This window comes from Pseudomonas sp. B13(2017) (assembly GCF_002113245.1).
Taxonomy (GTDB): Bacteria; Pseudomonadota; Gammaproteobacteria; order Pseudomonadales; family Pseudomonadaceae; genus Aquipseudomonas; species Aquipseudomonas putida_Z.
Map to the genome: position 1 here is coordinate 37,929 of NZ_NEJX01000021.1, position 22,331 is coordinate 60,259.

A 22,331-nucleotide genomic window follows, 5' to 3' on the forward strand; every position below is an offset into this window, starting at 1 on the left:
CAGGCCCCCGCTGGCTTCAGGCTAGTGGTACTCCTGTGGGAGCTGGCTTGCCGGCGATAGGGCCAGTACAGACACAGCAGAATCAACTGGCGGGCACAGGCTCCGCCGCCACCGTGGATTCATGCACCGGCACCAGCGGATCCCGCAGCCAACGCTCCACCAGCGGCCACACCTGCACCTGCGCGGCCTTGCTCACCAGCATGTCGACATGCCCGAAAGCCTCGAAGCCTTCCTCGAGCCCCAGCCGCAAAAACTGCTTGCGCTCACCGCCCAATTGCTCGAACAACTTGCGGCAGGCCCACACCGGGTCCTGGAAGTCCCCCGCACCCGCCACCGCCAGCAGCGGTACATCCACCTCGGCCAGCCCCGCCCACCAGTCGCTGTGCCTGTCGCCAAAGCGCCCGAACAGGCCATGCCAGCGCATGCTCTCCAGGGCCAGGCCGATCGGCTCATCCTCCGGCCCACGCTTGAAACGCGGCCCGGAAATCTGCCCCCAGCGCTTGAGCAGCAGCTTCGCCCCCCAGGCCAGCGGCGGCACCTTCAACGGCCAGTACACGCGGCTGATCTGGGTACCGAACAGCGCCACGCTGGCCACCTGCTCGGCAGGCAGAAAACCACCGCCCAGCGCTGCCGCCAGGGTCGTACCACCCAGGGAATGGCCGACCCAGTGCGGCGCCTGGCCCGATTGCTCGCGCACGAACGCGGCAATCAGCGGCAGGTCATCGCGGGCATAGGCGGCAACGCTGTTGTGCTTCCAGTCATGGTTACGCGGCGACAGGCCGTGGCCGCGCATTTCCGGGATCCACACATCGAAGCCGGCGCGGGCGAGATAGGCCCCCAGGCCAACCCCTTTGGGCGAGTACCAGAAGCGGCGGTTGGAGAAGCTGCCGTGCAGGAGAATGACCGGCACGCCCTGGGCCTTGCCCTGATCGGCCAGCCCCAGGCGGGTGACAGCCAGCTCGACGCTGGGGTCAGGGCTGTTGCCGGCCTTGATCCGGTACACGTCTTCGCTGAGGTCGCCGCGGCGCTCGGCACTGAGCAGGGCCACGGGGAATAGAGTGCTGCTGCTTTGCATAAGGTTGCTTGGTGCACAAAAAAGGGCGGGATCCATTGCTGGAGCTCGCCCTGGAAAAAACCAGGCGGGGGTACGCCAGACGTACCCCCGCGTTTTACTGCATCAGACCGCGCCCTGCCCTTCGGCCAGGTAGAACCAGGTTTCGAGTACCGAGTCCGGGTTCAGCGACACGCTGTCGATGCCTTGTTCCATCAGCCACTTGGCCAGGTCCGGGTGGTCCGACGGGCCCTGGCCGCAGATGCCGATGTACTTGCCAGCCTTGTTGCACGCGGCAATGGCGTTGGCCAGCAGCTTCTTCACCGCAGGGTTACGCTCGTCGAACAGGTGGGCGATGATGCCCGAGTCACGGTCCAGGCCCAGGGTCAGCTGGGTCAGGTCGTTGGAGCCGATCGAGAAGCCGTCGAAGTATTCCAGGAACTCTTCGGCGAGGATGGCGTTGGACGGCAGTTCGCACATCATGATCACGCGCAGGCCGTTTTCGCCGCGGGCCAGGCCGTTTTCGGCAAGCAGGTCGACGACCTGGCTGGCTTCACCCAGGGTGCGTACGAACGGCACCATGATCTCGACGTTGGTCAGGCCCATCTCGTTGCGGACGCGCTTGAGCGCACGGCACTCGAGCTCGAAGCAGTCACGGAACGATTCGCTGATGTAGCGCGAAGCGCCACGGAAGCCCAGCATCGGGTTTTCTTCTTCCGGCTCGTACAGCTTGCCGCCGATCAGGTTGGCGTACTCGTTGGACTTGAAGTCCGACAGGCGCACGATGACCTTTTTCGGGTAGAAGGCCGCAGCCAGGGTGCTGATGCCCTCGACCAGCTTCTCGACATAGAAGCCTACCGGGTCGTTGTAGCCGGCGATACGCTTGTCGACGCTGTCCTTCAGGTCGGCCGGCAGGCCGGCGTAGTTCAGCAGTGCCTTGGGGTGCACGCCGATCATGCGGTTGATGATGAACTCCAGGCGCGCCAGGCCGACACCGGCGTTGGGCAGCTGGGCGAAATCGAAGGCACGGTCCGGGTTGCCGACGTTCATCATGATCTTGAACGGCAGGTCAGGCATGGCGTCGACCGAGTTCTGCTTGACGTCGAAGCCCAGCTCGCCCTCGAAGATGAAGCCGGTATCGCCTTCGGCACAGGATACGGTCACACCCTGGCCGTCTTTCAGCACCTGGGTGGCGTTGCCGCAACCGACCACGGCCGGAATGCCCAGCTCACGGGCGATGATCGCCGCGTGGCAGGTACGCCCGCCACGGTTGGTGACGATGGCGCTGGCGCGCTTCATCACCGGTTCCCAGTCCGGGTCGGTCATGTCGGAGACCAGCACGTCGCCCGGCTGGACCTTGTCCATTTCCGATACGTCGTTGATCACGCGGACCTTGCCGGCGCCGATGCGCTGGCCAATGGCGCGGCCTTCGACCAGAACGGTGCCCTTCTCTTTGAGCAGGTAGCGTTCCATGACGTTGGCGCTGGAGCGGCTCTTCACCGTCTCGGGGCGCGCCTGGACGATGTACAGCTTGCCGTCGTCACCGTCCTTGGCCCATTCGATGTCCATCGGGCGCTGGTAGTGCTTCTCGATGATCATGGCCTGCTTGGCCAGCTCGCTGACCTCGGCATCGGTCAGGCAGAAGCGCGCGCGCTCGGCGCGGTCCACTTCGACGGTCTTGACCGAACGGCCGGCCTTGGCTTCTTCGCCGTAGACCATCTTGATGGCCTTGCTGCCCAGGTTGCGGCGCAGGATGGCCGGGCGGCCGGCCTCCAGGGTTTGTTTGTGCACGTAGAATTCGTCAGGGTTGACCGCACCCTGCACCACGGTTTCGCCCAGGCCGTAGGCGCCGGTGATGAATACCACGTCGCGGAAGCCCGACTCGGTGTCGAGGGTGAACATGACGCCGGCGGTGCCGGTTTCGGAGCGGACCATGCGCTGCACGCCGGCGGACAGGGCTACCAGCTTGTGGTCGAAGCCCTGGTGCACGCGGTAGGCGATGGCACGGTCGTTGAACAGCGAGGCGAACACTTCCTTGGCCGCGCGGATCACGTTGTCGACGCCGCGGATGTTGAGGAAGGTTTCCTGCTGACCTGCGAACGAGGCGTCCGGCAGGTCTTCGGCGGTGGCCGAGGAACGCACGGCAACTGCCATGTTGTCGTTGCCGGCAGCCATTTCGGCGAAGGCCGTACGGATTTCCGAATCCAGGCGGGCCGGGAAGTCGGCTTCCATGACCCACTGGCGAATCTGCGCGCCGGTCTTGGTCAGGGCGTTGATGTCATCCACGTCGAGTGCGTCGAGCGCGGCGTGGATACGGTCGTTGAGACCACTCTGTTCGAGAAAATCGCGGTACGCCTGCGCCGTAGTGGCAAAGCCGCCCGGCACCGATACACCAGCACCTGCGAGGTTGCTGATCATCTCGCCCAGGGATGCGTTCTTGCCCCCCACATGCTCCACATCATGGACGCCGAGCTTATCGAGGGAAACTACGTACTCTACCAAGGTGATCTCTCCACTAACTGTATTGGAAAAGCTCAAGGGCGCCCGCCTGCCTTCGTTGACTTGGCCGGACGCTTGTGGCCTGTACCTGGAAAATAAGTGAGAATGCCGACAGCCGCATTCGGCAAACCGAACTTATCATATCCAAGAAACGTCATCAGCTTAAGGCCCAGATCGCAAATGAAACGAACCGCGTTCTTCATCTCCGACGGCACCGGCATCACTGCCGAAACCCTGGGCCAGAGTCTGCTCGCTCAATTCGAGAGCATTCCGTTCAATAAATTCACCCGTCCCTACATCGATTCGCCGGAAAAGGCGCGGACCATGGTCCAGCAGATCAACGCCGCGGCCGAGCGCGATGGTGTACGCCCGATCATCTTCGACACTATCGTCAATCAGGACATCCGTGAGATCCTGGCTACCTCGAATGGCTTCATGATCGACATCTTTTCTTCGTTTTTATCCCCGCTTGAACAAGAATTGACTGCCCATTCGTCGTATTCCGTCGGCAAGTCGCACTCCATTGGCGGCAATTCCAACTACATGGAACGCATCGAGGCGGTGAATTTCGCCCTGGACAACGACGATGGCGCGCGCACCCACTACTACGACAAGGCCGACCTGATCCTGGTAGGCGTATCGCGCTGCGGCAAGACCCCCACCTGCCTGTACATGGCCATGCAGTTCGGCATCCGCGCCGCCAACTACCCGCTGACCGAGGACGACATGGAGCGCCTGCAGCTGCCGGCGGTGCTGAAAAAGCACCACAACAAGCTGTTCGGCCTGACCATCGACCCCGACCGCCTCACCGCCATCCGCCACGAGCGCAAGCCCAACAGCCGCTATTCCAGCTTTGCCCAGTGCGAGTTCGAAGTGCGCGAGGTGGAGAACCTGTTCCGCCGGGAGAACATTCCCAACATCAATTCCACGCATTTTTCCGTGGAAGAGATTTCGGCGAAGATTCTGGTGGAGAAAGGGGTGGAGCGCAGGTTTAAGTAAGCCTGTACCGGCCTCTTCGCGGGCGCGCCCGCTCCCACAGGGACCTCACTACACTCAAGTCTTGTGATATCCCTGTGGGAGCGGGTTCACCCGCGAAAGGGCCAGCACAGGAATAAAAAAGCCCCGGCATCACTGCCGGGGCTTTTCATTTCAGCTCATGGCTCAGGACGGCACCACCGCCGCCTGCCCGCTCATGGCCAGGTCGACCAGCTCGCGGTTGGCTACCGCGTACATCGCATAGTCGGTACCAGTGGCATTGCGCAGGTCATCCAGCATGGCGCGCCAGCGCTCCACCATCACCCGGTGCTGCTCGGCCCACAGCGCCACGCGGGCGTCCATGTCTTCCGGCGCATCGGCCATCTGCAGTACCGAGATGGTGATCGCCCGCTGCTGCAGGTCGATGTCGTCGCGGAACGCCTCGCGGGCCAGCGCCTGCCAGTTGTTCTCCACCGGCAGGTTGCTGATTTCCTGCAGGTACCAGGTCAGGTCCAGCGCGCTGCCCACGGCGAAGAACGCCTTGGCCACCTGCGCCGGGTCATGGCCGGTAACGTCCGAAGCCTCGATGATCGGCAACAGGGTGTACAGGTGGGTAGTGCCAGCCACCATGCGCGCCAGCAACTCCGGCACACCAGCCTCGACGAAGCCCTGGTAGCGCACCATCCAGCGCTCGCGGGTCGGGCCTTCGAGCAACTCGTCGAGCTTGAGCCCCAGTTGCGCAATCTTCGGCCCGAAGTGCGCGGTGTCGCGCCCGGCATCCTGCTCGTTGCGGCGGCTGCGCAGGAACCAGCGGGTGGCTCGGCGGCCCAGGCGCATCAGCTCGTCCATCAGGGTCAGCTGGATTTCCGCCGGCACCTGGTAGTCCAGTGCCTCGATCTGGCGGAACCAGTGCGGCAGGTGGAAGATGTCGCGCACGATCACATAGGCCCCAGCCACGTTGGCCGGGCTCATGCCGGTCGACTCCTTCAGGCGCTGGACGAAGGTGATGCCCATGTTGTTGACCAGGTCGTTGGCGATCTGGGTGCTGACGATTTCGCGCTTCAGGCGGTGGCGGCGCATGGACTCGGCGAATTTGCTGACCAGCGACGGCGGGAAGGCGGTTTCCATGTCGCGGGTCAGGTAGTCGTCGTCCGGCACCAGCGACTTGAGCAGCTGTTCCTTGAGGTCGATCTTGCTGTACGAGATCAGCACCGACAGCTCGGCGCGAGTCAGGCCCTGGCCGGCGGCCAGGCGCTCGGCCAGCTGCTCTTCGGACGGCAGGAACTCGATGGCACGGTCCAGCTTGCCTCGGGCCTCCAGGTCGGCCATCAGGCGCTTGTACTCGGCAATCCGCTCGCGGGCACGGCGGGCCGCCAGCGACAACGCCTGGGTCTGCTTGTAGTTGTTGCCCAGCACCAGGCCGGCCACTTCGTCGGTCATGCTGCCCAGCAGCTGGTTGCGCTGCTTCTCGGTCATGTCGCCACCCTGCACCACTTCGTTGAGCAGGATCTTGATGTTGACCTCGTGGTCGGAGCAGTCCACGCCGCCGGCGTTGTCGATGAAGTCGGTGTTGGTGGCGCCGCCATGCAGGCCGAACTCGACCCGGCCAAGCTGGGTCATGCCCAGGTTGCCGCCCTCGCCCACCACCTTGCAGCGCAGTTCATTGCCATTGACCCGCAGCGCGTCGTTGGCCTTGTCACCGACGTCGGCGTGGCTCTCGGTGCTGGCCTTGACGTAGGTACCGATGCCACCGTTCCACAGCAGGTCTACCGGTGCCTTGAGCAGCGCATTGAGCAGCTCGGTCGGGGTCAGGCGGTCGGCTTCGATGGCGAAGCGCTCTTTCATCTGCGGGCTGATGGCGATGCTCTTGGCACTGCGCGGGAAGATCCCGCCGCCTTCGGACATGATGCTGGTGTCGTAGTCGCTCCAGGCCGAGCGCGGCAGGTCGAACAGGCGCTTGCGTTCGGCAAAGCTTGCGGCCGGCTCCGGGTTCGGGTCGATGAAGATGTGCAGGTGGTTGAACGCCGCCACCAGTTGCAGCTTGTCGGACATCAGCAGGCCGTTGCCGAACACGTCGCCGGCCATGTCGCCGACGCCAATGACGGTGATCGGGTCTTCCTGCACATTGATGCCGCGCTCGCGGAAGTGGCGCTGCACGCCCACCCAGGCGCCGCGCGCGGTAATACCCATCTTCTTGTGGTCGTAACCGGCCGAGCCGCCCGAGGCGAAGGCGTCGCCCAGCCAGAAGCCGTAGTCGATGGCGATGCCGTTGGCGATGTCCGAGAAGGTTGCGGTGCCCTTGTCGGCCGCCACCACCAGGTACGGGTCGTCATCGTCATGGCGCACCACGTTGGCCGGCGGTACCACGCCACCGTCCTTGAGGTTGTCGGTGATGTCGAGCAGGCCGGAAATGAAGATGCGGTAGCACGCCACGCCTTCGGCGGCGATCTCGTCACGGCTGCCGCCCAGCGGCAGGCGGCGCGGCAGGAAGCCGCCCTTGGCACCGACCGGCACGATGACCGAGTTCTTCACCTGCTGGGCTTTCACCAGGCCCAGCACCTCGGTGCGGAAGTCTTCCTCACGGTCGGACCAGCGCAGGCCGCCGCGGGCGACGTTGCCAAAGCGCAGGTGCACGCCTTCGACCCGTGGCGAGTAGACGAAGATCTCGAACTTGGGCACTGGTTTAGGCAGTTCGGGGATCAGCTTGGGGTTGAACTTGAAGCTGAAGTACGACTTGTTGTGGCCGTTGGCGTCCGGCTGGTAGAAGTTGGTGCGCAGGGTGGCCTTGATCAGGTCCAGGTAGCGACGCAGGATGCGGTCTTCGTTGAGCACCTGCACGTCGTCCAGCGCGGTCAGGATGGCTTGTTCCAGGCGCAGTTGCTTGTCATCCAGGTCTTCCTGGGTGAGCTTGCGCGCCAGGTAGAAACGAGTCTTGAACAACCGGGTCAGCTCGCGGGCGATGTCGGTGTGGTTGTTCAGGGTGCTGGCGATGTAGCCCAGGTCGAAGCCCAGGCGAATCTGCTTCAGGTAACGGGCGTAGGCGCGCAGCAGCGCCACGTCGCGCCATGGCAGGCCGGCGGTCAGCACCAGACGGTTGAAGGCGTCGTTCTCGGCATCGCCGCGGACGATGTGGATGAAGGCATCCTGCAGGGTGTCGTTGAGCTGCTGGATGTCCAGGCTCAGGCCTTCGCTGTATGTGAAGGCGAAGTCATGGATCCAGTAGCCGCGGCCACTGGCATGGCGCAGGCGGTACGGGAACTCGCCGAGCACGCGCAGGCCAAGGTTCTCCAGGATCGGCAGCACGTCGGACAGCGCCAGCGGCGTGTCGGCGTGGTACAGCTTGCAGTGCAGGGTGCGCTCGCCGACCTGGGTCAGCGGCTGGTAGAAGCTCATCGCCAGCGGCTTGCTTTCCGACAGGTTCAGCACGTGCTGCAGGTCGACCACTGCCGAGTGCGCGGCGAAGCGCTCGCGGTAGCCGGCCGGGAAACCTTTGGGGAAGTCGGCGAGGATGTTGGTGCCCTGGGCTTCGCCGAAGTTCTCGATCACCAGTGCCGAGTAGTCGTCATGCCACGAACGGCAGGCCTGGATCACTTCGCGTTCCAGCTGCTGCGGGTCGATGTCGATGCGGTTTTTCGGGTCTACCCGCAAAATCAGCTGCACACGGGCCAGCACCGACTCGGAGAAGAAGGTCCAGAACTCGCAGTCGCTGGCCTTCAGGCGCTCCATCAGCACCTGCTGGATCTTCTGCCGCACTTCGGTGGAGTAGATTTCCCGCGGTACATAGGCCAGGCAGTAGCAGAAGCGGCCGTACGGGTCCTTGCGCAGGAACACGCGGATCTTGTTGCGTTCCTGGATCTGCACGATCGACATGACGGTACTGAACAGCTCGTCGACCGGGGTCTGGAACAGGTCGTCGCGCGGCAGCACTTCCAGCACCTGGGCCAGTTCCTTGCCCAGGTGGGCCTTGGGATCGAAGCCCGAGCGGCGCTCGACTTCGGTGACCTTCTGCCGGATATAAGGGATGGCATGCACGCTTTCGCCGTACACCGACGAGGTGTACAGGCCCATGAAGCGGTGTTCCTTGATCACCTTGCCATCGGCGTCCAGCTGGCGGATCGACACGTAGTCCGGGTAGGCCGGGCGGTGTACGCGGCTTGGCAGCGCGGCCTTGGCGAACGACAGCAGCAACGGTTCGTTGAGGTAGGCCACGGCATAGTCTTCGATGCGCAGCTCGTCGCTCGTCAGGCCCACGCGCAGGCGGCGCGGCAGGCCGAGGAACGACTGCTCGTCGTAGACCATCTGGCCGCCATCGGCGTCGCCCTTTACGGTGAATTCTTCATAGCCCAGGAAGGTGAAGTGGTTGTCCAGCAGCCACTCGAGAAAAGCCTTCACCTCGCCCTTTTCGTGCTGCGCCGGGCCAAAGGCGGTCTGCTCCACCTCCGCCACCACTTCACGCAGCTTGGCCTTCATCGGTTCGAAGTCGGCAACCACCACCCGCACCTCGGCCAGCACCTGCTCGATCTCGCGGGCCAGGACCGTCAGCTCGGCGGCGTTGGCGCAACGGTCGATCTCCAGGTACATCAGCGACTCATGGCGTACGCCCTCGCCCTGGGTGCCCTTGGGCAGCAGTTCAAGCAGCTCGCCCTTGGCGCCGCGGCGCACGCTGAGCACGGTGGTCTGCAAGGTGTGGATGCTGTAGCCGCGGCGGTTGAGCTCGGTGCGTACCGAGTCGACCAGGAACGGCAGGTCGTGGTGCAGCACTTCGACCACGCTGTGGGTCGATTGCCAGCCATTGCGTTCGTAATCGGGGTTGTACACCCGTACTTGCGGGTATTCGGGGTCGAAACGCTCGATGATGCGCCAGGCTGACAGGGTGCAGCCGGCCAGGTCGGAAAGCCTGCGTTGGGTGAGTTCGTCCAGAGAGATGATGCCGAAGAACTGCTCGGCGAACAGCGCGACTTGTGGCAGGGACTGTTCGCTGATGTGCTGCGCCAGGGCCGCTTGCAGTTGATGCTGGAAGTCGGCTTTGCTGGCTGCGGTGAAGAACGCCATCTGTGGTACTCCGCTTGGGCTTTGTAATAATTGAAGCGTCGCTGCGTGCGCCGTGTACGGATCAACGATAGCCAACCCGTGGCAAGGCGGACGGTAAAACCAGGCGTTGAACGTGCGCAGGCACGCCCAGGGCTCGCCGAAGCTTAACGACTGATCGGTCATCAAGGCTTGCAGCGCTGCGACAATTTCGGTCAAGGGGGGGTAACTTTACGTTTATGCCTGTCGGCAAGACTGTCAGAATTCCCTTCCGTTTCCTTTGATCCGAGCCTTGTCCATGCAAATCAATACTGCCCTGCTGTTCGCCACCCCTTGCGATGACGAGGAAGACAACATGGCGACCCTGTGCTGCCACAGCGACAAGGGTCAGATGTTCCTGCTGACCCGCTACCCGGACGAAGACACCGTCGACCTGACCCTGGATGACGAGCCGTCGACGCTGGATGGCCTGAAAGTGACCCTGAGCGCCAAGCGCTTGCTGATCGAAGTGGCGGCCGGCGACCGGGATGCGCTGAAGGGGGATGAAGTGCTGGAGATCAACCTGACCAGCGAGTTGAGTGACATGGATGAAGTGAAGGAAACCCTGGAGAACATCCTGGCCGGGACCGGCACCTTCGTCTGCGAACTCTGAGCCATACAGCAATCCAAACGCTTGCGCGATCCCTGTAGGAGCGGCCTTGTGTCGCGATGGGCCGCAAAGCGGCCCCAGAATCTCGGCGTCACGGCATACATTGCTGGGGCCGCGTTGCGGCCCATCGCGACACAAGGCCGCTCCTACAAAGGCCGCGCCAGGCTTCAGATCAGTGCCGCTTGCATCTCTTGGGCCTGTTGCCGCAACGCCTGGCAAAACGGCTCCACCGCCGCCGACGCCGGTCGGTGGTCCGGCCTGATCAGCATCACCTGGTACGGCACCGAAACCCGCAACCGCCGGATCGGCAACCCGCCCTGCGCCGCCTCCAGCCCGCTCAGCGGGTTGATGATCGCCACCCCCAGGCCTTGCCTGACCATGGCACACACCGAGGCAGCACTGGTGGTCTCGATGACCGTGCGGCGATTCACCCCTGCCGCGCGAAAGTGCTGGTCCAGGCGCTGCCGGTAGGTGTCCAGGCTGGCCAGGTTGATGAAGTCGACCTCGTGGAAATCGCTCAGCTCCAGCTCGGCCCTGGCCTGCAACGGGTGCCCGTCGGGCAGCACGCACACCATGTTGGCGCTGAACAGCAATTCGCCGTAGGCGCCACGCGGTATCTGTTCTACCTCGGTCAGGCCCAGGTCATGCTGCTGGGCAACCAGCGACTCCTCCAGCAACGGCGACTCCTGTGCCAGGATACTCACGCTCACGCCCCGGTGCTGCTGGTGAAAGCGCTGGCAAGCCTTGGGCAGCAAGGTCTGGGAAAACAGCGGCAGGCAGGTAATGGCCAGCCGGCCCTGCTCGAAATTGCGGATGGCCTGGGCAAAGCGGTCTATGCGCTCCAGCCCTACGTAGGCCCGCTCAACCTCCTCGATCAACAGCAGCGCCTGAGCCGTCGCCACCAGGCGGCCACCTTCGCGCTCGAACAGGTTCAGCCCGGTTACCTGCTCCAGCCGCGCCAGTTCGCGGCTGACGGTGGGCTGCGAGGTGAACAGCAGGCGCGCCGCACCGGTGACGCTGCCAGCGGCCATGATGGCGCGGAACACTTCGATATGGCGGACGGACAGTTTCACGGGCAACACCTGGCAAGTCGGCAATGGTCATATCAGATATGAATGGCTGACAGAAAAATAGCTATTTTTCTGAATTCCTGCTTTGGCTCATTCTCGTGGTCTTCCTTATATGAGTAGCGCCACCATGACTGCACCCTTCACTCTTCTGGCCGATGCTGTCCGCCAGCACGGCTCGCCGCTGTGGGCCTACGACGCCGGCACCATCGCCGAGCGTGTCGAACAGCTGAAGGTGTTCAACACCGTGCGCTTCGCCCAGAAGGCCAACCCCAACCTGCATGTGCTGCGCCTGATGCGCGCCCACGGCTTGGTGCTGGACGCAGTGTCGCTGGGCGAAATGGAGCGGGCTTTTGCCGCGGGCGCCAGCGTGGATGGCGACCCTGCCGGCGTGGTGCTGACCTGCGACGCGCTGGACCGGCCTACCCTGGAGCGGGTGGTGGCCTCGAAGATCGAAGTCAACGCCGGTTCCATCGACATGCTGCGCCAACTGGGTGAACGCTCGCCCGGCCACCGCGTGTGGATCCGCATCAACCCCGGCTTCGGCCATGGCCACAGCCGCAAGACCAACACCGGCGGCGAGAACAGCAAGCACGGCATCTGGCACGAAGAGCTGGGTGAAGCGCTGGCCTGCGTGAAAACCCATGGCCTGCACCTGGTAGGGGTGCACATGCACATCGGCTCGGGGGTGGACTACCAGCATCTGGAGCAAGTGGCGCGCTCGATGATCGAGCTGATCGGCCGCCTGGGCGTGGACATCGAGGCGTTCTCCATTGGCGGCGGCCTTTCCACCCCGTACCGCAGCAGCGACAAGCCGGTCGACCTGCAACGCTACGCCCGGACCTGGGCCGTGGCCCGCAAGGAGATCGAAGCGATGCTGGGCCACCCCGTGCGCATGGAGATCGAGCCAGGGCGCTTCCTGGTGGCGGAATCGGGCTACCTGGTAGCCGAGGTACGCGCCGTGAAGCAGGTGGGCCGCAATACCTTCGTCATGATCGATGCCGGTTTCAACGACCTGATGCGCCCGGCGATGTACGGGGCCTACCACCGCATGACCCTGCTCGACGCCGACGGCCAGCCGGTTGACCGCCCACGGCAGCCGACCGTGGTGGCCGGGCCGCTGTGCGAGTCGGGTGATGTGTTTACCCAGGATGACCAGGAACTGACCCCGCACGACCTGCCCCAGGCGCAGGTGGGTGACCTGCTGGTGATCCACGACGCCGGGGCCTATGGCGCGTCGATGTCGTCGAACTACAACAGCCGGCCGTTGCTGCCGGAGTTCCTGATCGAGGATGGAGCGCTACGGATGATTCGCCGCAGGCAGACGGTGCAAGACCTGCTGGGCCTGGAGGCAGGCTTCTAACTATCGATGTGGATTGCAGTCGAGCCCATCGATGGCACGGGCTTCGCCCATGTTCGCGGGTAAACCCGCTCCCACAGGTACGGCGCCGGGCTCGAGGGCAGTGCCGTACTTGTGGGAGCGGGTTTACCCGCGAAAGGGCCGGCCCGGGCAACACATCAGCTGATGCCCTGCCCCACCGTCCATTGCCCCGCCCCACACAATCCGGGTACCCTTTTTTCCTCCCGGTCTCCCCAGGCATGACTCCATGATCATTCGCCAAAGCATCGCTGCAGACCACCCGCAACTGCTCGATATCTGGCTGTGCGCCGTGCGCGCCACGCACCACTTTCTGCAAGCGTCCGACATCGACGCGCTGCTGCCGCAATTGCGCGACGTCTACTTCCAGGCCGTCGAGCTCTGGGTCGCGGTTGACACCGAAGACCGCCCGCTGGGCTTCATCGGCTTCAATGGCAACCACGTGGAAATGCTCTTCGTCGCCCCCGAGCGCCATGGCCAGGGCATAGGCCGCGCGCTGCTGGATTTCGGCCGCCAGAAGCACAACGTGATGAGCGTCGATGTCAACGAGCAGAACCCGCAGGCGGTGGGGTTCTACCGGCACTACGGTTTCATCCAGACCGGCCGCTCACCGGTGGATGGCGAAGGCCGGCCGTTCCCCTTGCTGCATATGAGCCTGCCTGCCCAGGTTTGATATGCCTGCTCAGAGCGCTGCCCCGGGAGCCCGCCCCAGCACTCGCGAATACTCCTCACGCGCCGTCTGCTCGGTAAACTCCCCCGCCCACTTGGCCACCACCACTGTCGCCACGCTATTACCAATAGTGTTGCAAGTAGCCATGGCCATGGACATGAAGCGGTACACGCCAAACAGTAACGCGAGCCCTTCCACCGGCAGCACGCCGATGGCGGTCACGGTGGCGGCGAATACCACGAAACTGCCCCCCGATACTGCCGCCGCCCCCTTGGAGGTCACCAGCATGATCGCCAGAATCCCCAACTGCTGTTCCCAACCCAGCGGCACACCGTAGGCATTGGCAATGAACAGCACACACATCGACATGTAGATCGAGGTGCCATCCAGGTTGAAGGCATAACCGGTCGGCAACACCAGGCCCACGCTCTGCTTCGAGCAGCCAAAGCGCTCGAGCTTCTGAAGCAGCCGTGGCAACGCACTTTCGGACGAGGCCGTACCAAGCACGATGAAGATCTCGTCCTTGATGTACTTCAGGAAGCGCCACAGGCTGAAACCAGACAACCGGCACACGGCACCCAGCACCACGAACAGAAAGAAGGCGATCGCCACATAGAACATCAGCACCAGGTTGGCCAGCGATATCAGCACAGCCGAACCATTGCTGCCCACCGCATAGGCTACCGAGCCGAACGCCCCCAGCGGGGCGAACTTCATGATCAGGTTGATGAACTCGAAGAAGCACTCCGATACCCGGTTCAAGCCGTCCTCGATCACCGCCCGGCGCTCATGCTTCAAGGCCAGCAGGGCGAAGCCGAACAGCACGGCGATCACCAGCACCTGCAGCAACTGGCCACCGGCGAAGGCACCGACGAAGTTGTCGGGGAAGATGCCATAGATGAAGTCCATGGTCGAACTCGGCGCATGGCCTTTGGCAACCGCAGCGCTGGCTGCCGCCGAGGCGGCACTGCTGGCGTGTGCACCATGCATGCCCGAGCCGATGCCGATCAGGTTGCCCCAGAGCAGACCCAGAGCCAGGGCAAAGGTAGACAGCAGTTCGAAGTACACCAGCGCGCGCCAGCCTACCTTGCCGACCCGTTTGATATCACCGGCCGAGGCAATGCCGTGGACCACGGTGAAGAACACCAGCGGCGCGACGGCAGTCTTGATCAGCTTGAGAAAGATGTCCCCGAGTATCTTGAACTTGGCAGCGAGTTCGGGGGCAAGGAAACCGAAGGCGATGCCCAGCAGCATCGCGGCGAGCACCTGGAAGGTCAGGTCCTTGTACAGCGGCTTTTTCGACGTGGAAACCATGGTAGCGTTCTCATTGTTCTTGTACGGGGTCTCAGGTCGGAGCCCGGGCAGGCCGGGCCCCAGGCGTATCAGCGGGCGACTGCGCCCTGGCGAGCCAGGGCCTGGTCGACCATCTGAGGTGCCAGGCCCAGGTAGTTGGCCGGGTTGCACAGCTGCTCGAGGGTTGCCAGGTCCAGGCGAGCGGCGGCCTGCCCCTGGGCCTTCAACGCTTCCAGCAGGCTTATGCCTTGGTCATTGGCCATGCGGCAGGCGGCATAGACCACGTCGTGCGCCACCTGGCGGCCCAGCGCCGGTGCCAGGCCCATCATCACCGCTTCGGCCACGATCAGGCCCTGGGTCATGTCGAGGTTCTTGCGCATGCGCTCAGTACGCACGTCCAGGCCAGCCAGCATGAAGCACGCCTGGCCCAGCGAGGCGCCGGTCAGGGCGAAGGCTTCGGGGATGGCGATCCACTCGGCCTGCCACGGGCCAGTGGAGCGCTCGAAGTCCTGGATCATGGCGTCGAGCATCAGCCCGGCCTGCTGACGCACACCCTTGGCGGCGGCGTACATCAACTCGCAGGAAATCGGGTTACGCTTCTGCGGCATGGTGCTGCTGGCGCCCCGCCCTTTGACGAACGGCTCGTAAGCTTCACCCAACTCGCTGGTCATCATCATCATGATATCCAGTGCCACCTTGCCCAAAGAGGCGCTGACCAGGCCGAGGAAGTTCAGGGTTTCGGCCAGGCCATCCCGGGCCACGTGCCAGGTAGCCTGCGGCACGCCCAGGCCCAGTTCGTCCATCAGTGCGGCCTGCACTTCCAGGCCCTTGTCACCCAGCGACGCCAGGGTACCGGCAGCACCGGCAAACTGCCCCACTTCCACTCGCGGGCGCAGCTGCGCCAAGCGCTCGGCGTGACGGTCGAACATGCTCAGCCACACCGCGCACTTGTAGCCGAAAGTGATGGGCAGCGCGTGCTGCAGGTGGGTGCGGCCGGCCATCGGCGTGTCACGGTAGCGCTGCGCCAGTTCGGCCAGCAGGCCGCGCACGGTCTGGATGTCACGCGCGACGATGGCCAGGGCTGCGCGCACCTGCAGGACCACGGCGGTGTCCATGATGTCCTGGGTGGTGGCGCCCCAATGAACGTAGCGGCCGGCCTCGCCACACAGCTTCGACAGCTGCTCGACCAGCGGCAGGATCGGATAGCCGACGATTTCGGTTTCGTGCTGCATCAATGCCAGATCCAGCGCCTCGTAGCGCGACAACTCGGCAATTTGCGCTGCGGCTTCGGCAGGGATGACGCCGCAGCGCGCTTCGGCCTTGGCCAGGGCCACTTCGACTTCGATGTAACGCTCGATCACCGATTTGTCGGAGAACACCGCGCGCATTTCGGCAGTGCCGAACATGTCACGGAACAGGGTGGAATCGAAAACGGTGGTGGACATGGGCAGGGATCCTGAAATGTTGTTTTTGACCGTACAAATTAGTTATGTACGTACATAATTCTTGCCCTGCCGCTGTTACACTGTCAACCGATGAAATTCGCGAGACAGACCAAAGGTATGAACCCGACGCGCTATACCACCGTGGCAAAGGACTTGATGGAAGGCATCGCCAGCGGCCGCTACCCGGTGGGCAGCCTGCTGCCGACCGAGTTCGAGCTGTGCGACCTGTACGATGTGAGCCGACACACGGTGCGTGCGGCGATCAACCAGTTGCTCAACCAAGGGCTGGTATCGCGGCGCAAGCGCGTGGGTACCCGGGTGGAGGCCAGCAGCCCGCGCGGTGGCTACTCGCAGTCACTGGCCAGCGTGGCGGACCTGGCGCACCTGGCGGAAACCCAGCAACGGGAAATCCAGGACGTGCGCCACTTCGTCGCCGACCTGAGCGAGGCGGCGCGGCTGGGGCTGGTTCCGGGCGAGCACTACTTCTGCGTGTCGAGCATCCGTGTCGACCGCGTGCACAACGCGGCGCCGCTGTGCTGGACCGATGTGTACGCGCAGCGCGACTATGCCGAGGTCATCGAGTTGGCCCGCGAGCACCCCGACCAACTGATTGCGGGGCTGATCGAGCAGCACTATGGCCGGGCGATCGCGGTGGTCGACCAGCAGGTGCGGGCAGTGTTGCTGAGTGCGGAAATGGCCCGGGTGCTGAAGGCCGAGGCAGGCGCGCCGGGGCTGAAGATCATTCGCCATTACCGCGAGGAAAACGGCGACCTGATGGCGGTGTCCGAGACGGTGCACCCGGATGATCGCTTTACCCTGGTTACCCAGATGCGCCGCGACCGGTCGCCGTCCTGATCGGGCAATCGGGGCCGCTATGCGGCCCATCGCCGGCAAGCCAGCTCCCACAGAGATAGCGCATGGCTTGAGGACAATGCGATCGAGGTGGGAGCTGGCTTGCCGGCGATGGGCTGCGCAGCAGCCCCGATGGCCCTGTTTCCTCCTCACACGCCCAACACCCGCTCAGCCTCCGCCAACTGCTGCCCCCGCACCGTGGTCACCCGATGATCGCGCGCCAGCAAGGCATAGATCGTCGGCAGCACAAACAGGGTAAACAAGGTCCCCACCAGCATCCCGCACACGATCACCACCCCCAGGCCAAAGCGGCTGTTGGCCCCGGCGCCGGTGGCGAACAGCAGCGGCAGCACGCCGAAGGTCATCGCCGCTGTGGTCATCAGCACCGGCCGCAGGCGTATCTGCGCGGCGCGGACGATGGCGGCGGCACGGTCGAGGTTGTCACGCACCTGGATCTCGTTGGCGAACTCCACCATCAGGATGCCGTGCTTGCTGATCAGGCCGATCAGGGTCACCAGGCCGATCTGCGTGTAGATGTTCAGCGTGGCCCAGCCCAGCGCCAGCGGCAGCAGCGCACCGCAGATCGACAGCGGCACGGTCACCAGGATGATCAGCGGGTCCACCAGGCTTTCGTACTGCGCGGCCAGCACCAGGTAGATCACCACCAGGGCGGCGAGAAACGCCCACATCAGGGCAAAGCCCTCTTGCACGTACTGACGCGACTCCGATTGCCAGTCATGGCTGAAGCCAGGTGGCAGTTCGGCGGCAAGCTGTTCGAGAAATGCCACGGCATTACCCATCGACACACCGGGCGCCGGGATCGCCTGCAGGGTACTGGCGTTCTGCTGGTCGAACTGCAGCAAGCGGTTGGGCGCCACTTCGATGTCCAGGTGCACCACCGTGGCCAGCGGCACCAGGCTGCCGTTTTCGGCGCGCACGTACTGGCGGTTCAGCGCCGCCGGCGTCAGGCGCTGGTCCTGGATGCTTTGCGGGATCACGTCGTAGGAGCGCCCGAACAGGGCGAAGCGGTTGAGGTACTGTTCGCCCACCAGCACGCCCAGCGACTCGCCGATGGCCTGCATGCTGATGCCCAGGCTGGCCGCCTTGGCGCGGTCGATGCGCACCTTGACCACCGGGTTGTTGTAGTCGAGGTCGCTGTCCACCACGCTGAACAGGCCGCTGTCGCGGGCGCGCTGCTTGATCATCTCCATGGTCTGGTACAGCTCGGGGTAGTCCTGTGCGCTGCGCAACACCATCTGCACCGGCAAGCCACCGCTGGAACCCGGCAGCGAGGCCACCTGGAAGGCGAAGATGCTGCTGCCCTCGATGTCCGCCACGGCCTGCTGCAACTGCGCCTGCACCTGCGCGGCGGAACGCTCGCGGGCCTGCCAGGCGCTGAGGTTGATGCCGCCGAAACTGGCGGCCGGGCCGTCGGCGCCGTTGATGATCCAGGTGTCGGTGGTTTCGGCGAGGGACTTCATCACCTGGTCCAGCTTCAGGGCAAAGCGCTCCACATAATCCAGGCTGGCATGCTGCGGCGACTTGATGGCCGTCAGCACCGCCGCCTGGTCCTCGGGCGGGGCCAGTTCGCGCTGCGGCAGCAGGTACAGCCAAGGCAGGCTCAGGCACACCAGAAGCGCCACACCACCACTGATCCAGCGATGCGACAGGGTGTAGGCGAGTACTCGCCCATAGGCCCCGGTCAGCATGCCGAACAGGCGGTCGGCCATGTTGGCCATGGCGCCATGCTGCTGGCCGGGTTGCAACAACAGCGAACTCATCACCGGCGACAGGGTGAGCGCGACGATGCCGGACACGATCACCGCCCCCGCCAGTGTCAGGGCAAACTCACGGAACAGCGTGCCGGTCAGCCCGCCCATCAAGCCGATCGGCGCGTATACGGCGGCCAGGGTCAGGGTCATGGCGATCACCGGCCCGGCGATTTCCCGCGCCCCGGCCAGTGCCGCGGCAACCGGCGACTTGCCCTCTTCGATATGGCGGTGCACGTTCTCCACCACCACGATGGCATCGTCCACCACCAGGCCGATGGCCAGCACCATCGCCAGCAAGGTCAGCAGGTTCAGGCTGAAGCCGAACAGCAGCATCAGGCCCGCCGCACCGAGCATCGATAGCGGGATGGCCACCACCGCGATCACCACGCTGCGCAGCGAACCCAGGCACAGCCAGATGACCAGCACCACGATCAGCATGGCCTCCACCAGGGTGCGCAGCACCTCGTCGATCGAGGCGTCGATGAAACGCGCGGTCTCGTAGGCCAGCGCCACCTCCACCCCGGGTGGCAGGGTCTGGCGGATCTGCGGCAGCAGCTGGCGAATACCCTCGACGATCACCAGCGGGTTGCCGGTTGGGGTGGGGAACAGCCCCAGGTGCACGGCGGGCTTGCCGTCCATGGTGGCGCTGGTCTGTGTGGCGGCCGCGCTCAGCTCGACGGTGCCGACATCGCGCAGGCGCACCAGGTCGGTGCCATCGTTGCGGATGATCAGCTCGCGGAAGTCCTCGACCCGGGTCAGGTCGGTGTCCACCTGGATATCGGCCAGCACGTACTGCCCACGCACCTGCCCCGGCGTCGCCTGGTAGTTGTTGGCACGCACCGCCTGCGCCACGTCGGCGGCCGTCACCCCGCGCCCGGCCATCTGTTCGCTGTCCAGCCACAGGCGCATGGCCAGGCGCTGCCCGCCGAACGACTGCACCTTGGCCACACCGTCGATGCCGGAGAACTGCGGTTCCACCACCCGCGACAGGTAATCGCTCAGTTCGGGTATCGACAAGGTTTCGCTGGCAAAGCCCACGTAGGCCACCGCCGTGGAGTCACCTGCCGACAGCTCCACCACCGGGTCGTATGCCTTTTCCGGCAGGCGATAGCGCACCTGGTTGACCTTGGCCATGGTCTCGGCAAGCGCCTGGGTCGAATCGCGGTTGAGCACCATGCGCAAGGTGATCAGGCTGCGCCCCTGCTGCGACGACGAGGACAGGTAGTCGATGCCCTCGACCGACGACACCGCCTGGGTGATCGGCTGGGTCACGAAGCCTTGCATCAGCTCGGCAGAGGCGCCCGGGTACTCGGTGCTGATGGTGATGGTGGAGGTTTCCAGCAGCGGGTACTGGCGGATCGGCAGCTTGCCCATGGCAAACAGCCCCAGCAGGATGATCAGGCTGCTGACCACCAGCGCCAGCACCGGGCGGCGGACAAAGAGGTCGGTGAACTTCACGATTGCCGCCCTCCCTGGCTGGCCTGCAGGCTGTCCTGCGCCACAGGCTCGACCGGCATGCCGTCGCTCAGTTTCAACTGGCCGGAAACCACCACCTGGTCACCGGGCGCCAGGCCTGAGGTGATCTCCACCCGCCCCTGCCAGCGCTCACCGGTAGTCACCCGCACCCGGCTGACCCGGGTGCCCTGTTCCGGGTCCCGGGTAGCGACGAACACCGTCTGCCCGTAGGCGGTGTAGGTGATCGCGGTTTCCGGCACGGCCAGCACGCTTGACGGCTGCGCGGCATCCAGGCGCACGCCGGCGTACATGCCCGGCTGTAACTGCCCGCCCGGGTTCGGCAAGGCCGCCTGCACCTGCACCAGGCGCGCCTTGCTCACCACCGGGTCCACCGCGACCACCCGGGCCTGGAAGTCCTCCCCGCGCACCGCATCCACCGTCAGCGCCAGCAGTTGCCCCACGTGCACTTCGGGGGCGGCTTGTTCGCCCAGGGAAAAATTGACGTGCAGCTGGCTGATGTCGGCCAGGCTGGCGATGGTCTCACCGGCGCTCAGGTACTGACCCTGATGCACCCGGCGAATGCCGAGCTTACCGGCAAACGGCGCGCGTATCGCCTTCTGCGCGATCAGCGCCTCGACATGCTGCAGCTCACCGCTGGCCACGTCCACGGCGGTGGCCGCATTGTCGAGCAGCTCCTGTGACACGGCGTTCACCGCGCGCAGCTTGCGGCTGCGCTGCAGCACCACTTCGGCATTGCGCAGCCTGGCGCGCAACTGCACGCGCAGGGCCTGCTCCGGGGCATCGTTCAGCTGTACCAGCAATTGCCCTGCACTCACCCATTGCCCCGACTCGAAGGCGATGCGGGTGATGCGCCCCGCCGTCTCGGCCGCCACCTGTACCTGGTTGACCGCCTCCAGCTCCCCCGAGGCAAAGTTCTGCCGTGCCAGCTGCACTTGCTCGGCCGTGGCCAGCGCCACCTTGGTCGCCGGCCATGCCGCCGCAGCCGGCGGCGCCGAGCCACTGCCGACCAATGCATAGGCAGCGGCCAGCACACCTGCAACAGCGCCAGCCCAGGCCAGTAACGTCCTTTTGTTCATGCAGTGCTCCGATCATCAGGGAAAGCGGTTGCGGGGAAGATCGGGCAGGACTATAAGAGCTCGAGTTAACTTGAGGTCAACAGGCATGGCAGCGGACAACACACGGATGCTAACGGTAGGGGAAGTGGCCAAACGCAGCGGCGTGGCGGTTTCTGCGCTGCACTTCTACGAGACCAAGGGGCTGATCGCCAGCGTCCGTACGGCGGGTAACCAGCGCCGCTATCCTTCACTGGTTCTGCGCACGCTGGCCATCATCAAGGTGGCGCAGCGCACGGGTATTCCGCTTGAGGAGATCAAGCAGGCTTTCAGCCGCTATGCGCCCAACAGCAAGCTCACGGCAGCGCAATGGGGCGAGATGTCGACCGCCTGGCGCGAAGACCTGAACGCCCGCATTCGCACCCTGGAAGCGTTGCGCGACAGCCTGGACAACTGCATTGGTTGCGGCTGCCTGTCGCTGGAAGATTGCCCGCTGCGCAACCCCGAGGATGTGCTGGGCAAGGAAGGTACCGGGGCGCGGATTCTGGAGAAGAAGACCCGATGAGGCTGCGCTGGCGGGTAGAGGACTGAATTCGCAAGCGGTCCGCGTACCCTGTGGGAGCGGGTTTACCCGCGAAGAATCCAACGCGGTGCATGGCACCGGCTGCGCCGGTGTTCGCGGCTAAAGCCGCTCCCACAGGGTCCCTGCTAACTCAATGAGCCTTGTGCAGTTCCATGAGATCGCGCCCCCATGGTTCAGTCGCCTTTGCCCAACACATACCGGTCAAAATGCTCGATGTGCTCGTCCAGGTTGTCCTCGAGCATCATCCGGTACTGCTCGCAGAAATACTTCAACAGCTCCTCCCGCGCGGCAGCCAGTTCGGCACTGGTCTTGAAACTGCGGGCACTCATCCAGGCATTGAAGCGCGAGGCGCCGAAGGTCAGTGAGGCACTGACCTTGCCCAGGTCTTCGATTTTCTCGATCTGCTGGTTCGCCAGTTCGATATGCGCATCCGCGCGGTCGTAAAAAGCCTGATCGGTAGCTTGTGTCATTGCGGTTTACCTTGTTGCTGCATTCAAATTAGGCACAGCGCCGTTTTACAGCGAAAGCTCACGATGTGAAA

At 64.4% G+C, this 22,331-nt stretch carries 15 protein-coding genes; 6 read left to right on the forward strand and 9 right to left on the reverse strand.

The window, feature by feature from the left end:
* Positions 1–82 precede the first annotated feature (82 nt).
* Together CAG44_RS22900 and ppsA are read right to left on the reverse strand one after the other, a co-directional pair.
* Positions 83–1,075 (reverse strand): alpha/beta fold hydrolase, encoded by a 993-nt coding sequence (locus tag CAG44_RS22900; RefSeq protein ID WP_256575291.1) that lies wholly within the window; start codon positions 1,073–1,075, stop codon positions 83–85.
* A 102-nt stretch (positions 1,076–1,177) separates the two neighbouring features.
* The gene (gene ppsA, locus CAG44_RS22905) at positions 1,178–3,553 is read right to left on the reverse strand and encodes a phosphoenolpyruvate synthase (protein ID WP_075044190.1); all 2,376 of its coding nucleotides are present in this window, start codon (positions 3,551–3,553) and stop codon (positions 1,178–1,180) included.
* Between the two features lie 177 nt (positions 3,554–3,730).
* Between ppsA and CAG44_RS22910 the strand changes: the two genes are divergently transcribed.
* Positions 3,731–4,549 carry a pyruvate, water dikinase regulatory protein gene (locus CAG44_RS22910; RefSeq protein WP_024086557.1) on the forward strand — a complete coding sequence of 273 codons (819 nt, stop codon included), beginning with the start codon at positions 3,731–3,733 and terminating at the stop codon, positions 4,547–4,549.
* 162 nt (positions 4,550–4,711) lie between these two features.
* Here the strand turns inward: CAG44_RS22910 and CAG44_RS22915 are convergent, their stop codons facing one another.
* Positions 4,712–9,577, reverse strand: coding sequence for an NAD-glutamate dehydrogenase (locus CAG44_RS22915; RefSeq protein WP_085589292.1), 4,866 nt, complete (start codon positions 9,575–9,577; stop codon positions 4,712–4,714).
* Between the two features lie 274 nt (positions 9,578–9,851).
* Here CAG44_RS22915 and CAG44_RS22920 point away from each other — a divergent pair, with 274 nt between their 5' ends.
* A complete protein-coding gene (locus tag CAG44_RS22920) occupies positions 9,852–10,205 on the forward strand; it encodes a hypothetical protein (protein ID WP_013971664.1) in 354 nt (117 codons plus the stop codon).
* A gap of 164 nt (positions 10,206–10,369) precedes the next feature.
* Here the strand turns inward: CAG44_RS22920 and CAG44_RS22925 are convergent, their stop codons facing one another.
* A complete protein-coding gene (locus tag CAG44_RS22925) occupies positions 10,370–11,275 on the reverse strand; it encodes a LysR family transcriptional regulator (protein ID WP_025338281.1) in 906 nt (301 codons plus the stop codon).
* Positions 11,276–11,399: 124 nt separating this feature from the next.
* Here CAG44_RS22925 and lysA point away from each other — a divergent pair, with 124 nt between their 5' ends.
* Complete coding sequence (gene lysA / locus CAG44_RS22930) at positions 11,400–12,632, forward strand: diaminopimelate decarboxylase (protein WP_085693052.1); 1,233 nt, start codon at positions 11,400–11,402, stop codon at positions 12,630–12,632.
* 244 nt (positions 12,633–12,876) lie between these two features.
* Positions 12,877–13,320, forward strand: coding sequence for an acetyltransferase (locus tag CAG44_RS22935; RefSeq protein WP_085693053.1), 444 nt, complete (start codon positions 12,877–12,879; stop codon positions 13,318–13,320).
* A 9-nt stretch (positions 13,321–13,329) separates the two neighbouring features.
* Here the strand turns inward: CAG44_RS22935 and CAG44_RS22940 are convergent, their stop codons facing one another.
* Both CAG44_RS22940 and CAG44_RS22945 read right to left on the reverse strand, forming a co-directional pair.
* Positions 13,330–14,631: a cation:dicarboxylate symporter family transporter gene (locus CAG44_RS22940; protein WP_085589286.1), complete on the reverse strand. Its 1,302-nt coding sequence runs from the start codon at positions 14,629–14,631 to the stop codon at positions 13,330–13,332.
* A 68-nt stretch (positions 14,632–14,699) separates the two neighbouring features.
* Complete coding sequence (locus CAG44_RS22945) at positions 14,700–16,055, reverse strand: adenylosuccinate lyase family protein (RefSeq protein WP_085589284.1); 1,356 nt, start codon at positions 16,053–16,055, stop codon at positions 14,700–14,702.
* Positions 16,056–16,172: 117 nt separating this feature from the next.
* Here CAG44_RS22945 and CAG44_RS22950 point away from each other — a divergent pair, with 117 nt between their 5' ends.
* Entirely contained in the window at positions 16,173–16,910 is a 738-nt protein-coding gene (locus tag CAG44_RS22950; protein WP_085589282.1) for a GntR family transcriptional regulator, read from the forward strand.
* A gap of 146 nt (positions 16,911–17,056) precedes the next feature.
* On the opposite strand, the gene CAG44_RS22955 is transcribed toward CAG44_RS22950, so the two are convergent.
* Positions 17,057–20,137 carry a MexW/MexI family multidrug efflux RND transporter permease subunit gene (locus CAG44_RS22955; protein WP_085693054.1) on the reverse strand — a complete coding sequence of 1,027 codons (3,081 nt, stop codon included), beginning with the start codon at positions 20,135–20,137 and terminating at the stop codon, positions 17,057–17,059.
* The gene (locus tag CAG44_RS22960) at positions 20,134–21,231 is read right to left on the reverse strand and encodes an efflux RND transporter periplasmic adaptor subunit (RefSeq protein WP_085693055.1); all 1,098 of its coding nucleotides are present in this window, start codon (positions 21,229–21,231) and stop codon (positions 20,134–20,136) included. Before CAG44_RS22960 ends, CAG44_RS22955 begins: the two co-directional genes overlap by 4 nt.
* Before the next feature lie 85 nt (positions 21,232–21,316).
* On the opposite strand from CAG44_RS22960, the gene soxR reads away from it, so the two are divergent.
* Positions 21,317–21,772 (forward strand): redox-sensitive transcriptional activator SoxR, encoded by a 456-nt coding sequence (soxR, locus tag CAG44_RS22965; protein ID WP_085589276.1) that lies wholly within the window; start codon positions 21,317–21,319, stop codon positions 21,770–21,772.
* A gap of 191 nt (positions 21,773–21,963) precedes the next feature.
* On the opposite strand, the gene CAG44_RS22970 is transcribed toward soxR, so the two are convergent.
* Complete coding sequence (locus tag CAG44_RS22970; protein WP_015269483.1) at positions 21,964–22,260, reverse strand: DUF3144 domain-containing protein; 297 nt, start codon at positions 22,258–22,260, stop codon at positions 21,964–21,966.
* Positions 22,261–22,331 lie beyond the last annotated feature (71 nt).

Excerpts from the sequence above, each read along its gene's own strand:
- CAG44_RS22900 (WP_256575291.1), bottom strand. The coding sequence starts at position 1,075 with ATGCAAAGCAGCAGCACTCTATTCCCCGTGGCCCTGCTCAGTGCCGAG.
- CAG44_RS22910 (WP_024086557.1), top strand. The coding sequence starts at position 3,731 with ATGAAACGAACCGCGTTCTTCATCTCCGACGGCACCGGCATCACTGCC.
- CAG44_RS22915 (WP_085589292.1), bottom strand. The coding sequence starts at position 9,577 with ATGGCGTTCTTCACCGCAGCCAGCAAAGCCGACTTCCAGCATCAACTG.
- CAG44_RS22920 (WP_013971664.1), top strand. The coding sequence starts at position 9,852 with ATGCAAATCAATACTGCCCTGCTGTTCGCCACCCCTTGCGATGACGAG.
- lysA (WP_085693052.1), top strand. The coding sequence starts at position 11,400 with ATGACTGCACCCTTCACTCTTCTGGCCGATGCTGTCCGCCAGCACGGC.
- CAG44_RS22935 (WP_085693053.1), top strand. The coding sequence starts at position 12,877 with ATGATCATTCGCCAAAGCATCGCTGCAGACCACCCGCAACTGCTCGAT.
- CAG44_RS22940 (WP_085589286.1), bottom strand. The coding sequence starts at position 14,631 with ATGGTTTCCACGTCGAAAAAGCCGCTGTACAAGGACCTGACCTTCCAG.
- CAG44_RS22945 (WP_085589284.1), bottom strand. The coding sequence starts at position 16,055 with ATGTCCACCACCGTTTTCGATTCCACCCTGTTCCGTGACATGTTCGGC.
- CAG44_RS22950 (WP_085589282.1), top strand. The coding sequence starts at position 16,173 with ATGAACCCGACGCGCTATACCACCGTGGCAAAGGACTTGATGGAAGGC.
- CAG44_RS22960 (WP_085693055.1), bottom strand. The coding sequence starts at position 21,231 with ATGAACAAAAGGACGTTACTGGCCTGGGCTGGCGCTGTTGCAGGTGTG.
- soxR (WP_085589276.1), top strand. The coding sequence starts at position 21,317 with ATGGCAGCGGACAACACACGGATGCTAACGGTAGGGGAAGTGGCCAAA.
- CAG44_RS22970 (WP_015269483.1), bottom strand. The coding sequence starts at position 22,260 with ATGACACAAGCTACCGATCAGGCTTTTTACGACCGCGCGGATGCGCAT.